We start from the raw sequence: 12,376 nt of genomic DNA on the forward strand, positions 1-12,376 counted from the left end.
TCGCTCTCAAGGCAATTGACGGTGTTTGTGCCGAGTGGTGACCGGACCCGACCCCGTTCGAGATCCCGAGAAGGGGTGTTCGCGCAGGTCAGCGGCGCGTTCCCGGAGAGGTGTGTGGGGCGTTTCACAACCCGACACGGTGGAGTGACCTGGGGGAGAGTCGTCGCGGCCCGCTCAAGAGTGCGGTACCGTCCAACGTCGTGAGCCCTGTACGTCGCTGTTCGCGCACCGCTTGCGGCCGGCCCGCCGTCGCGACGCTGACGTACGTCTACGCCGACTCGACCGCGGTCCTCGGCCCGCTCGCCACCTACGCCGAACCCCACTGCTACGACCTGTGCGCCGAGCACTCCGAGCGCCTCACCGCGCCCCGCGGCTGGGAGGTCGTCCGCCTCCTCGACAGCTCCGCTCCGGCCCGCCCGAGCGGCGACGACCTGGAAGCGCTTGCCAACGCGGTACGCGAGGCGGCCCGCCCGCAGGAGCGGGCGGCAGGAGCCGGCGGCGGAGGCGGAGCCGGGGGTGGGGCTCGTACGGCGGACCCGATGGAGGTCGCGCGCCGGGGGCATCTGCGGGTGCTGCGGTCGCCGGACAACTGACGGGCCCTGTCCGGCAGTTCGTTCAACGATCCGCACCGTCACCGCACCCCCTGAGAAGGACTCGCTACGTGTGGCGTTGTCCGGGGCCCAGGTAAGAGTCTGTGGACGGCCCGGTTTCCACCCGTCGCGCTGTCGGTCCCTACAGGTAGTTTGGGGCGACCGATAGGACTTTCTGGAGGGTTGGCCGTGTCTGCTGATTTGTCGCAGCTCGTGAAGGCGTACGACGTACGGGGCGTCGTCCCGGACCAGTGGGACGAGTCCTTGGCCGAGTTGTTCGGGGCGGCCTTCGTCCAGGTGACCGGCGCCACCGCGATCGTGACCGGGCACGACATGCGGCCCTCGTCCCCCGGACTCTCCGCCGCCTTCGCGCGCGGGGCGGCGGCACGCGGCGTCGACGTGACCGAGATCGGCCTGTGCTCCACGGACCAGCTGTACTACGCCTCGGGCGCGTTCGACCTCCCGGGTGCCATGTTCACGGCCTCGCACAACCCGGCGAAGTACAACGGCATCAAGATGTGCCGGGCGGGCGCGGCCCCCGTCGGCCAGGACACCGGCCTCGCCGAGATCCGCCAACTCGTCGAATCCTGGCTGGACTCGGGCGCCCCGGAGGTCTCCGGCCCGACGGGAACGATCACGAAACGGGACACGTTGGAGGATTACGCGGCGCACCTCCGCGGCCTCGTCGACCTGACCTCCATCCGCCCCCTGAAGGTCGTCATCGACGCGGGCAACGGCATGGGCGGTCACACGGTCCCGACCGTGTTCGCCGGCCTGCCGCTCACCCTGGTCCCGATGTACTTCGAGCTGGACGGCACCTTCCCGAACCACGAGGCCAACCCGCTCGATCCGGCCAACATCGTCGACCTCCAGGCACGCGTCCGCGAGGAGGGTGCCGACCTCGGCATCGCCTTCGACGGCGACGCCGACCGCTGCTTCGTGGTCGACGAGAACGGCGACCCGGTCCCGCCGTCCGCGATCACCGCCCTGGTGGCCGCCCGCGAACTGGCGAGGAACGGCGGCACAGGCGTGATCATCCACAACCTGATCACCTCCTGGTCGGTCCCCGAGGTCGTCAAGGAGAACGGCGGCACACCGGTACGCACACGCGTGGGCCACTCCTTCATCAAGGCCGAGATGGCGAAGTCCGGCGCGATCTTCGGCGGCGAGCACTCCGCGCACTACTACTTCAAGGACTTCTGGAACGCCGACACGGGCATGCTGGCCGCCCTCCACGTCCTCGCCGCGCTGGGCAGCCAGGACGGCCCGCTCTCCGCCCTCGTGGCCCAGTACGACCGCTACGTGGGCTCCGGCGAGATCAATTCCACGGTCGACGACCAGGGGGCCCGCCTCGCGGCGATCCGCGCCGCCTACGAGGGCCAGGACGACCTGACCCTCGACGAACTCGACGGCCTCACCGTCACCTCCGCCGACTGGTGGTTCAACGTCCGCCCCTCCAACACGGAACCGCTGCTGCGGCTCAACACGGAGGCGCGGGACGAGGCGACGATGGGGAAGGTGCGGGACGAGGTGCTGGGGATCATCAGGGGTTAGGGGGCCGGTGGGCGCCGGTCACTTTCAGCCCGTCCGGCGTTTGAGGACGAGGCCGTTCAGGCTGAAGGGGGGTCTGGGGGCACAGCCCCCAGGGACCTCCGCCCCAACCCCGGCGCACACCTCCGACCGGCGGTACCCTGACCAGGCACATCTGCCCACGCGTCGCAGACACCCCCTCGGAGGGACACCCCATGCCGCTCGAAGCCGGCCTCCTGGAGATCCTGGCCTGCCCGGCCTGCCACGCCCCCCTCAAGGAGCAGGACACCGAGCTGATCTGCACCGGTGAGGACTGCGGCCTGGCCTACCCCGTACGGGACGGCATCCCCGTCCTCCTCGTCGACGAGGCCCGCCACCCCGCGTAACCGACGACGACGCGATCGGAGGCCGCCGCCCATGCTCGACGAATCGCTGCTCGACTCCCCGGACGCGCTGACCGAGGCCGACCGCAGGGCCCTGCTCCGCGGTGCCGCCGAGGCCGGTGCCCGGGTGCGTACCGCCGCCCGGCACGCGGCCGAAGCAGGCGTCAACGACCTGAAACCGGACGGCCGCCCCCGCGCCATCCTGATCGCCGGCCCCGGTGCCGCCGCCACCTGCGTCGCCGACCTGCTCGGCAAGCTCGCCGGCGCCAGCAGCCCCGTCACCCGCCTGGCACCCACCGGCGTCGCTCCCGCGGCCGGCGCCCTGCGCTGGGAACTCCCGGGCTGGGCCGGCTCCGTGGACCTGCTCCTGATCACCACCCCGGACGGCAGCGAACCCGGCCTGGCCCTGCTCGCCGAACAGGCCTACCGGCGCGGCTGCACCGTCGTGGCCGTTGCCCCGTCCCGCAGCCCCCTCACGGAGGCCGTGGACGGCGCCCACGGCCTCTTCGTGCCGATGGCGACCGCACCTTACGAGCACGACGAGCCGTTGGCCGCCTCCGCACCCGGAGTCCTCTGGGCGCTGCTCACCCCACTCCTCGCGCTCCTGGACCGCACAGGGCTGCTCAGCGCGCCGCCGGAGGCCCTGGAGAAGGTCGCCGACCGTCTCGACCAGGTCGCCGAGCGCTGCGGGCCCGCCGTCGCGACGTACAGCAATCCCGCGAAGACCCTCGCCTCCGAACTCGCCGACTCGCTCCCGGTGATCTGGACGGAAGGCACGTCGGCAGGTCCGGCGGGACGCCGATTCGCCGCCGCGCTCGCGGAGTTGGCCGGCCGCCCCGCGCTCGTCGCCGAGCTGCCCGAAGCGCTCTCCGAGCACAACGCCCTGCTGGCCGGCCCGCTCGCCGCGAGCGCCGACCCGGACGACTTCTTCAGGGACCGCGTCGACGAGGCGCCCGCGCTGCACGCACGCGTGGTGCTGCTCCGGGACCGTCCGATCGGCGGCCTCACCGCCGCGCCCACCGCCCGTGACCTGGCCCTCAGTCACGACACGCCGATCAGCGAGCTGGAGCCCGAGGACGGCGGCGAGTTGGAGACCCTCGCGGAGCTGATCGCCATGACGGATTTCGCCGCCGTTTACCTGGCGCTCGCCTCGGGCGCCTGATCTTGTCGTCGAAGCCCGGAGCCGCCGTACACCGTCGTACGGGGCGCGAAGTCACGTCGTACCCAGGTCGTCCTCGGGTCGTACGCAGAGAGAACCGGTAGAGAGCCACATGGACCGCCTCGACAACACCGTCCGCCCCTACGCCTGGGGTTCGACCACCGCCATCCCCAAGCTGCTCGGCGTGGAGCCGAGCGGCGAACCGCAGGCGGAGATGTGGATGGGCGCGCACCCGGGAGCACCTTCGCGCACTGCGCGCGGGACGCTCGTCGAGGTCGTCGAAGCGGCCCCGGAGCGGGAGTTGGGCGAGAAGGCGGTCGCGAAGTTCGGCCCGCGACTGCCCTTCCTGCTGAAGATCCTCGCCGCCGGCGCCCCGCTGTCTCTCCAGGTGCACCCCAACCTGGAGCAGGCGAAGGAGGGTTACGCCGACGAGGAGCGCCGGGGCATCCCCGTGGACGCCCCGCACCGCAACTACAAGGACGCCAATCACAAGCCCGAACTGATCTGCGCGCTCACGGAGTTCGACGGCCTGTGCGGCTTCCGCGACCCGTTGGAGGCCGCCGAGCTGCTCGCCGGCCTGGGCGTCGACTCCCTGAAACCGTATGTCGACCTCCTGCACGCGCACCCCGAGGAAGCCGCCCTGCGCGAGGTCCTCACGGCGATCCTCACCGCCGACCCCGAGGAGATGCGCCACACGGTCACCGCGGCGGCGACCGCCTGCACCCGCCTCGGCGGCGACTACGCGCGCTACGCCGACATCGCCCACCACTACCCGGGCGACCCGGGCGTGATCGCCGCGATGCTCCTCAACTACGTCCGACTCCAGCCCGGCGAGGCCCTGTTCCTCGGCGCCGGCATCCCGCACGCGTACCTCAACGGGCTCGGCGTCGAGATCATGGCCAACTCCGACAACGTCCTGCGCTGCGGCCTGACCCCCAAGCACGTCGACGTCCCCGAACTCCTGCGCGTCGTCCGCTTCGAGGCGAGCGACCCCGGAGTGCTGCGCCCCGAGGCGTCCCCCGACGGCGAGGAGGTCTACGAGACCCCCATCGACGAATTCCGGCTGTCCCGGTACGTCCTCCCGGCGGGCACAGGCGTCCACGACCTCACCCTCGACACCCCGCAGATCCTGCTCTGCACGGCCGGTGCGGTGCAGGCCGGCGAGTTCGAACTGGCCCCCGGCCAGTCGGTGTTCGTCCCCGCCGGCGACAAGGCCGAGGTGTCCGGAGTCGGCACGGTCTTCCGGGCCACTGTGATCGTATGACCGGGCCTGTGGATACCTGACGCGCCGTCGCCGGGCAGGGCTGCAAGAATGGCCCACCGGCAAAGGACGGGCAAAGACGGCCGGACGACCCATCCGGGCGGATGCCCGGGGCAGACGTCCGACGTGGGCGTCCGACCTGGACATCCGGCACAGACGTACGAAGGCGAAGGGACACCGCGAACACATGAGCGCGTCAGGCGGCACCAGGGCGATCGTGGCGGCACTCGGCGCCAACCTCGCGATCGCGGCATCGAAGTTCGTGGCGTTCGCCTTCAGCGGCTCGTCCTCGATGCTCGCCGAGGGCGTCCACTCCCTCGCCGACTCCGGCAACCAGGCCCTCCTGCTGATCGGCGGCAAGAAGGCCCAGCGCGAGGCCACCCCGCAGCACCCCTTCGGCTACGGCCGCGAGCGGTACATCTACGCCTTCCTCGTCTCGATCGTCCTCTTCTCCGTCGGCGGCATGTTCGCCGTCTACGAGGGCTACGAGAAGATCAAGCACCCGCACGAGATCGAGCACTGGTACTGGCCGGTGGGCGTCCTCGTCTTCGCGATCATCGCCGAGGGCTTCTCGTTCCGCACGGCCATCAAGGAGTCGAACGAACTGCGCGGCACGCACTCCTGGTCGCAGTTCATCCGCCGCGCCAAGGCCCCCGAGCTGCCGGTCGTCCTCCTGGAGGACTTCGGCGCGCTCATCGGCCTCGTCCTCGCCCTCGGCGGTGTCGGCCTGGCCCTGCTCACCGACGACGGCATCTGGGACGGCATCGGCACCCTCTGCATCGGCATCCTGCTCATCCTGATCGCCCTGGTCCTGGCCGCCGAGACCAAGTCACTGCTGCTCGGCGAGTCCGCCGGCATCGAGGACGTCCAGAAGATCGAGGCCGCCATCGTCGACGGCCAGACCGTCACCGGCATCATCCACATGCGCACCCTCCACCTCGGCCCCGAGGAACTGCTCGTCGCCGCCAAGATCGCCGTCCAGCACGACGACACGGCCACCGAGGTCGCCACCGCGATCGACGCCGCCGAGTCCCGCATCCGCGAGGCCGTCCCGATCGCCCGCGTCATCTACCTCGAACCCGACATCTACAGCGAGTCCGAAGCCACCAAGGGCCCCGACCGCGAAGCCACCCCCGGCGGCCCGGCCCAGCACCCCGCCGAGCACTGACTCCCCGACCTCCTACGACAACGGGGCCCGCCGCGACGTTCGACGGACCCTCCCCGTCCCGCTATCCCTGCTGCACGTGCCACGGCGCCACCGGGGCCGCCCTCCGGCGCCGTACGACGAACGCGGCGATGCCCAGTCCGATCCCGACCACGGCCAGGACGACACCGCCGATGACGGCCGACCCGATGCCGACGGCAGTCGTACGGTCGTCGGTCACCCGCCCCCGGACGGCGGACTCGGCCACCGTCCCGTCGTGATCGCTCGCGAAGAAACGCGAGTCCATCGCGTTCGCACGGTTGTCACCGAGCAGGAACAGCCGTCCCTTCGGGACCTTCACGTCGTACGTCTTGCGCACCGTCGACATCACCTCGGTCGACATACGGCTCCGACAGCGGCTTCCCGTTCACGGTGATCCGCGCACCCGTGCCCGAGCCCGAGCAGCACACCACTTCGTCGCCGCCCACCCCGACGACCCGCTGCATCACATTCGCCGAGAACCCATAGCGATCCGGCGCCGAGAACAGCACCACATCACCGCGGCGCACCTCCCCGCCGCCCACCTTCTCGAAGACGATCCGGTCACCCGGTTTGTACGTCGGCGACATGCTCTGGCTGCTGATGGTGGAACTCCCGTACGAGTTCCGCGCGTACACGAGGGAGCCGAGCGCCAGCACCACCCCCAACAGCCCCACGACCACAGCCGCGACCCCAAGTCCCCGCCCCTTGCCCGACATCGTTTCCCTCCCCACGCGGCACTTCCGCGGCGCAGAGGGTAGCGGGCGTCCGTGAACGGACTGTGCGTACTCGCGACCCACCCCAGCCACGAGCCCGCCACCGCTGCCCGACTTCGCTCAGCACGCTGGGGGCACGGCCGCCGCGGCGGCCGCACCGCCTGCCGCGTGCAGGGGCGCGGAAAGCACCTGCTCGATCGGCCGCTCTGGACGGCGGATGCCCGCAGAGGCCCCCGATCTCCCCCGCATCCCGCAACATCCACCGCCCGACTCAACGAGGCGAACATTCCTGATCGCCTACGTCCGCACCTTTCCGTCCGACGTGCGTACGCACCCCGTTGGTGCGCCCCCGGAGGCCCGCTCCGGCGCCGGGCGCCCGCTCGGTTCGGCTGGAACTGACCGGAGCGGACTGGGGACCGCCGGTCCTACCGGTGTAACTTGGAACTGAGCCAGACGTCGCTGCTGATGGCGGTCGGGCGGTCCCACCGCGGACCGACCGAGGGAGAGAGGGCCTCCGACGGACTGCGCTGCGCGTACGCGGGCATGCCTGTGTCCTCCTTGGGGCACCCCTGTGTCCGCCGCCGCGCAGACCAGCCGTACCCACCTCGCCCCAACCCCGAGGAGTACCTCGCAATGACGACTGTCGACAACCGACAGGACTTCAAGGTCGCCGATCTCTCCCTGGCCGAGTTCGGCCGCAAGGAGATCACCCTCGCCGAGCACGAGATGCCCGGCCTGATGTCGATCCGCCGGGAGTTCGCCGCCAGCCAGCCGCTGGCCGGCGCCCGCATCATGGGCTCACTGCACATGACCGTGCAGACCGCCGTCCTGATCGAGACCCTGGTCGCCCTGGGCGCCGAGGTCCGCTGGGTGTCCTGCAACATCTTCTCCACCCAGGACCACGCCGCCGCCGCCATCGCCGTCGGCCCGAACGGCACGCCCGAGAACCCCCAGGGCATCCCGGTCTTCGCCTGGAAGGGCGAGACCCTGGAGGAGTACTGGTGGTGCACGGAGCAGGCGCTGACCTGGCCGAACACCCCCACCGGCGGCCCGAACATGATCCTGGACGACGGCGGCGACGCCACCATGCTCGTCCACAAGGGCGTCGAGTACGAGAAGGACGGCAAGGTCCCCTCCCTCGACACCGCCGAGTCCGACGAGCACCGCGTCGTCCTCCAGGTCCTGCAGCGCACCATCAGCGAGGGCTCGCAGAAGTGGACCCAGCTCGCCTCGGAGATCCGCGGCGTGACCGAGGAGACCACGACCGGTGTGCACCGTCTCTACGAGATGCACCGTGACGGCACCCTCCTGTTCCCGGCGATCAACGTGAACGACGCCGTCACCAAGTCGAAGTTCGACAACAAGTACGGCTGCCGCCACTCCCTGATCGACGGCATCAACCGTGCCACCGACGTCCTCATCGGCGGCAAGACCGCGGTCGTCTGCGGTTACGGCGACGTGGGCAAGGGCTGCGCGGAGTCCCTGCGCGGACAGGGCGCCCGCGTGATCATCACCGAGATCGACCCGATCTGCGCGCTGCAGGCGGCGATGGACGGCTACCAGGTCACGACGCTGGACGAGGTCATCGACAAGGCCGACATCTTCGTCACCACGACCGGCAACAAGGACATCATCATGGCCGCGGACATGGCCAAGATGAAGCACCAGGCGATCGTCGGCAACATCGGCCACTTCGACAACGAGATCGACATGGCCGGCCTCGCGCAGATCCCGGGCATCGTCAAGGACGAGGTCAAGCCGCAGGTCCACACCTGGACGTTCCCCGACGGCAAGGTCCTCATCGTGCTGTCCGAGGGCCGCCTGCTGAACCTGGGCAACGCCACCGGTCACCCCTCGTTCGTGATGTCCAACTCCTTCGCGGACCAGACCCTGGCCCAGATCGAGCTGTTCACCAAGCCCGAGGAGTACCCGACCGACGTCTACGTGCTGCCCAAGCACCTCGACGAGAAGGTCGCCCGCCTCCACCTGGACGCGCTCGGCGTGAAGCTCACCACGCTCCGTCCCGAGCAGGCCGCGTACATCGGCGTAGAGGTCGACGGCCCGTACAAGTCGGACCACTACCGCTACTGAGCCGACGACCCCGCCCGCTGTGACCGCGTCCGTGCACTGACACGGTCACAGCGGCAGGTCCTCAGCAGCAGATCCTCCGAGGCAGGCCCCCGCACCCCCGTGCTGGGGGCCTGCCCCTTTGGTTCCGCCGGCCGGACCGGCCCGTCAAGACCCAGGACTCCAATGCCCCGCGGCCGCTATTCGCTCCACGATCCGCACGATCACACCCCTTTCGCAGACGAGCACTTCCAGTGCGCCCCCGGCCCGTCCGGCTGGCGCTACGTCTCTCAACTCACCGCCCCCTCCGGCGATCACCACAACTCCGTCGACCTCACCCTCGACGAACTGGGCCGCCCCATCCGTCTCGAACTCCACGCGGCGAACTGGCAGGTGCGCGGGGCCGCCCTCGACGGCGTCACCTGGGTCCGCACCGACCCCACCGGCACCGATGCCGCCGAAGGCAATGTCCGCGCCCACGCCTTCACCGGCACCTCCCCCGCATTCCTCATCGCCACCACCCGTCTCCTGCGCCTCACACCTCCCTCCGCCGCGACCCGAGTCCGCCTGGTCGCCTTCACGGATCCGGTCCTCGCCCCGCGCACCGTGGACCAGTCCTGGGCTCTGCTGAAAAGAGAAACACACGGCACTGACAACGGCCCTCTGACCGTGGACGAATACCAGGTCACAGCCCTGGACACGGGCGAGCAGCACGCCGTACACATCGCCGGCGACGTCGTGCTCGTGGCACCCGGCATCGAGCTGGAGGAGCTGGAGTCGCCGCCGTCCGTCTTCGGCTGAGCGACGCCGCCCACCTCCGGCCGGTGAGGGGCGCGGCCGACAGATTCAGGCGGGCGGCGCGAATCCGGTGGACGGCCGAGGATCGGCGGGAGATGCCTCCTGCGGCGGCGGAGGCTGCGGGCCGGGCGCGGGTGGGACCGGTTCCGCTCCAGTGCCGCCCGCGGCGGACGAAGCGGGAGCGGCTGGGGCCGACCAGGAAACGGGAGCAGTCGCGGGGGCAGAGCCGGAAGGCTGAGGGGGAGCCGAAGGCTGAGAAGCCGACGACGGTTGAAGCGCCGAGTTGCCGAACGCGCCTGGCACACCGGCCCCAGGCCTGAACCTCCCGGCCGGTGCGCCCCCGAACGCCTGAGACGGCGAATAGGCGCCCGCCCTGCCGTTGCCGAAGGCTCGCCGCGCATCCCGCGCCTGGCGCTCCTGCACCACCGCCGCCAGATACGCGGCCGGCGGAACACCCTGCGGCGCCGGGGCTCCCGTACGGGCCACGAGATCCGTAGCGAGCCGTTCGGCCATCGCCCAACCCACCTGCGGATCCAGCTGCTGCATCCGCGTCAGGTACTGCCGGATGGCCAGCCACAACCCATCGGGAACAGCGGACAGATCAAGCTCGGCGAAACGTCCCGTCAGCCAGACCGGCGGAGGCGGCACGAAGGACGTCTGTCCGGCGGGCACCCTTTCCCGTACGACCAAAGTGCCCGCGAACACATCCCCGAGTCGTCGGCCACGCGCCGAAACGAGCGAGGCGATACAGGCGACGGTCCCGAACGTCATCAGGATCTCGATCACACCGATCGCACCCCGCACCAGCGCGTGCCGGAACCGGATCGGCCCACCGTCGTCCCGCACCACTCGCAGCCCGAACGCCAGCTTCCCGAGCGAACGCCCATGGCTCAGCGTCTCCACCGCTATGGGAGCGCCCACCAGCACCAGCAAGAAGGCCGCGATCGACAGCGCGATCTGCGCCGCTTCGTCCAAAGAGGCCGTGGCGAACATCAAAGCCACGCTCACACCGATGTAGGCGGCCATGGCCACGATCAGATCGAGCAACACCGCCAGCGCCCTGCTGGGCAGCCTCGCGGGGCGCAACTCCAGCGCCACCGCCTCGCCCGTCACCAGCTCACTCACGCCTGCCGCCCTTCCCCTGCCCTGCCCCTGGAACAGCCAGTCTGCCAAGCTGAGGGCACATCGCGCCCCAGTACGACAAGCTGATCCCCAACGAGCAGTCGACGAGCAGCCGAGGAGCAGGCAACCAGATGGACCTCGACGTCTTCGTCTCGGCCCACCGAGCAGAGTGGGACCGCCTCGACGCGCTGCTCCGCCGCCAGCGTCGCCTCAACGGCGCCGAGGCCGACGAACTCGTCGCCCTCTACCAGCGGACCGCGACCCATCTCTCCCTGGTCCAGTCCAGCGCCCCGGACCCTCAACTCACGGGCCGGCTCAGCCAACTCGTGGCACGCGCGCGTAGTGCGGTGACAGGAACCCGGCGTGCCTCCTGGCGTGATGTCACGCACTTCCTGGGACACAGTTTTCCGGCCGCCGTCTACAGGGCACGCCATTGGTGGGTCCCCACCGCGCTGCTGTCGACGGTGGTCGCGATCCTCCTGGGGTGGTGGATAGGCACCCACCCCGAAGTACAGGCATCCATCGCAGCTCCGAGCCAACTGCGTCAACTCACCCGTCCCGGCGGCGAGTACGAGACCTACTACTCAAGCCATCCGGCAGCGGCCTTCTCGGCGCAGGTGTGGACGAACAACGCCCAGGCCGCAGCGATGTGCCTGGTCCTGGGAATCTTCCTGGGCCTACCGGTCCTCTGGATCCTCTTTGAGAACATGCTCAACCTCGGCGTCGGTATCGGCCTGATGTCATCGGCCGGCCGGCTCGACACGTTCCTCGGCCTGATCCTCCCGCACGGCCTGCTCGAACTGACGGCAGTCTTCGTAGCGGCGGGTACGGGCATGCGCCTCGGCTGGACCCTCGTCGACCCCGGCCCACGCTCGCGCCGCGCGGCCCTCGCCGAAGAGGGCCGAGCAGCCGTGGGCATGGCCATCGGCCTGGCCCTTGTCCTGTTCGTCTCCGGCGCCATCGAAGGCTTCGTCACCCCGTCGGGCCTCCCCACTTGGGCCCGCGTTGGCATCGGCATCATCGCGGAGGGCGCCTTCCTGTCGTACGTCTACGTCCTGGGCGGTCGTGCCGTACGCGCCGGTGAGACAGGCGACGTCGAAGCATCCGAACGCAGCTCAACCGTCCCTACGGCTGCCTGATGTGCGGGCACTCCCGCTGAGCTGCTAGTCTCCTCTTCGCCCCAAAGGAGCCGTTGACACGGACCGGTCGGGGAGGTAGATTCGAACAGTTGCCTAGAACTGGATCTGGTCCGGTCGGCAACAGCGAGTGTCTGTCTGCTTCTGGGAACTTCGATTCCAAAGAAGCCACACTCCCGATGAATCGGAAAAGAGCGGCCGGTAAGACCGGCCCGAAACTTCTGATAAAGTCGGAGTCGCCGGAAAGGGAAACGCGGAAGCGGGAACCTGGAAAGCACCGAGGAAATCGGGACCGGAAACGGTCTGATAGAGTCGGAAGCGCAAGACCGAAGGGAAAAGCCCGGAGGAAAGCCCGAGAGGGTGAGTACAAAGGAAGCGTCCGTTCCTTGAGAACTCAACAGCGTGCCAAAAATCAACGCCAGATATGTTGA

The 12,376-nt window shown here is 69.9% G+C and carries 12 protein-coding genes; 9 read left to right on the top strand and 3 right to left on the bottom strand.

What is annotated here, in order from left to right; genetic code table 11:
• The first annotated feature begins 149 nt into the window (after positions 1-149).
• From ACIBJH_RS24420 to ACIBJH_RS24445, 6 genes are all read left to right on the top strand, one after another.
• A complete protein-coding gene (locus ACIBJH_RS24420) occupies positions 150-593 on the top strand; it encodes a DUF3499 domain-containing protein (protein WP_399118964.1) in 444 nt (147 codons plus the stop codon).
• A 186-nt stretch (positions 594-779) separates the two neighbouring features.
• The gene (locus ACIBJH_RS24425) at positions 780-2,144 is read left to right on the top strand and encodes a phosphomannomutase/phosphoglucomutase (RefSeq protein ID WP_399118938.1); all 1,365 of its coding nucleotides are present in this window, start codon (positions 780-782) and stop codon (positions 2,142-2,144) included.
• A gap of 191 nt (positions 2,145-2,335) precedes the next feature.
• Positions 2,336-2,506, top strand: coding sequence for a Trm112 family protein (locus ACIBJH_RS24430; protein WP_019072213.1), 171 nt, complete (start codon positions 2,336-2,338; stop codon positions 2,504-2,506).
• A gap of 31 nt (positions 2,507-2,537) precedes the next feature.
• Positions 2,538-3,665 carry an SIS domain-containing protein gene (locus tag ACIBJH_RS24435; protein WP_399118939.1) on the top strand — a complete coding sequence of 376 codons (1,128 nt, stop codon included), beginning with the start codon at positions 2,538-2,540 and terminating at the stop codon, positions 3,663-3,665.
• 109 nt (positions 3,666-3,774) lie between these two features.
• Positions 3,775-4,926 carry a mannose-6-phosphate isomerase, class I gene (gene manA, locus ACIBJH_RS24440; protein WP_399118940.1) on the top strand — a complete coding sequence of 384 codons (1,152 nt, stop codon included), beginning with the start codon at positions 3,775-3,777 and terminating at the stop codon, positions 4,924-4,926.
• Positions 4,927-5,110: 184 nt separating this feature from the next.
• Entirely contained in the window at positions 5,111-6,091 is a 981-nt protein-coding gene (locus ACIBJH_RS24445; RefSeq protein WP_399118941.1) for a cation diffusion facilitator family transporter, read from the top strand.
• 61 nt (positions 6,092-6,152) lie between these two features.
• Here the strand turns inward: ACIBJH_RS24445 and ACIBJH_RS24450 are convergent, their stop codons facing one another.
• Together ACIBJH_RS24450 and lepB are read right to left on the bottom strand one after the other, a co-directional pair.
• Entirely contained in the window at positions 6,153-6,446 is a 294-nt protein-coding gene (locus ACIBJH_RS24450) for a S26 family signal peptidase (RefSeq protein WP_399118943.1), read from the bottom strand.
• Positions 6,391-6,825 (bottom strand): signal peptidase I, encoded by a 435-nt coding sequence (lepB, locus tag ACIBJH_RS24455; protein WP_399118944.1) that lies wholly within the window; start codon positions 6,823-6,825, stop codon positions 6,391-6,393. The genes ACIBJH_RS24450 and lepB overlap by 56 nt, the downstream gene beginning before the upstream one ends.
• A 630-nt stretch (positions 6,826-7,455) precedes the next feature.
• Here lepB and ahcY point away from each other — a divergent pair.
• On the top strand, positions 7,456-8,913 hold the full coding sequence (gene ahcY / locus ACIBJH_RS24460) for an adenosylhomocysteinase (RefSeq protein ID WP_399118945.1): 1,458 nt from the start codon (positions 7,456-7,458) through the stop codon (positions 8,911-8,913).
• A 162-nt stretch (positions 8,914-9,075) separates the two neighbouring features.
• The gene (locus ACIBJH_RS24465; RefSeq protein ID WP_399118946.1) at positions 9,076-9,690 is read left to right on the top strand and encodes a hypothetical protein; all 615 of its coding nucleotides are present in this window, start codon (positions 9,076-9,078) and stop codon (positions 9,688-9,690) included.
• 45 nt (positions 9,691-9,735) lie between these two features.
• Here the strand turns inward: ACIBJH_RS24465 and ACIBJH_RS24470 are convergent, their stop codons facing one another.
• Positions 9,736-10,812 (bottom strand): RDD family protein, encoded by a 1,077-nt coding sequence (locus ACIBJH_RS24470; RefSeq protein WP_399118947.1) that lies wholly within the window; start codon positions 10,810-10,812, stop codon positions 9,736-9,738.
• Between the two features lie 128 nt (positions 10,813-10,940).
• On the opposite strand from ACIBJH_RS24470, the gene ACIBJH_RS24475 reads away from it, so the two are divergent.
• A complete protein-coding gene (locus tag ACIBJH_RS24475; RefSeq protein ID WP_399118948.1) occupies positions 10,941-11,948 on the top strand; it encodes a stage II sporulation protein M in 1,008 nt (335 codons plus the stop codon).
• The last annotated feature ends 428 nt before the right edge of the window (positions 11,949-12,376 follow it).

This window comes from Streptomyces sp. NPDC050548 (assembly GCF_044457385.1).
Classification (GTDB): domain Bacteria; phylum Actinomycetota; class Actinomycetes; order Streptomycetales; family Streptomycetaceae; genus Streptomyces.

What these genes read in the sequence shown, in the direction of transcription:
- ACIBJH_RS24465 (WP_399118946.1), top strand. Translation starts at nt 9,076, where the DNA reads ATGCCCCGCGGCCGCTATTCGCTCCACGATCCGCACGATCACACCCCT.
- ACIBJH_RS24435 (WP_399118939.1), top strand. Translation starts at nt 2,538, where the DNA reads ATGCTCGACGAATCGCTGCTCGACTCCCCGGACGCGCTGACCGAGGCC.
- manA (WP_399118940.1), top strand. Translation starts at nt 3,775, where the DNA reads ATGGACCGCCTCGACAACACCGTCCGCCCCTACGCCTGGGGTTCGACC.
- ahcY (WP_399118945.1), top strand. Translation starts at nt 7,456, where the DNA reads ATGACGACTGTCGACAACCGACAGGACTTCAAGGTCGCCGATCTCTCC.
- ACIBJH_RS24475 (WP_399118948.1), top strand. Translation starts at nt 10,941, where the DNA reads ATGGACCTCGACGTCTTCGTCTCGGCCCACCGAGCAGAGTGGGACCGC.
- ACIBJH_RS24430 (WP_019072213.1), top strand. Translation starts at nt 2,336, where the DNA reads ATGCCGCTCGAAGCCGGCCTCCTGGAGATCCTGGCCTGCCCGGCCTGC.
- lepB (WP_399118944.1), bottom strand. Translation starts at nt 6,825, where the DNA reads ATGTCGGGCAAGGGGCGGGGACTTGGGGTCGCGGCTGTGGTCGTGGGG.
- ACIBJH_RS24445 (WP_399118941.1), top strand. Translation starts at nt 5,111, where the DNA reads ATGAGCGCGTCAGGCGGCACCAGGGCGATCGTGGCGGCACTCGGCGCC.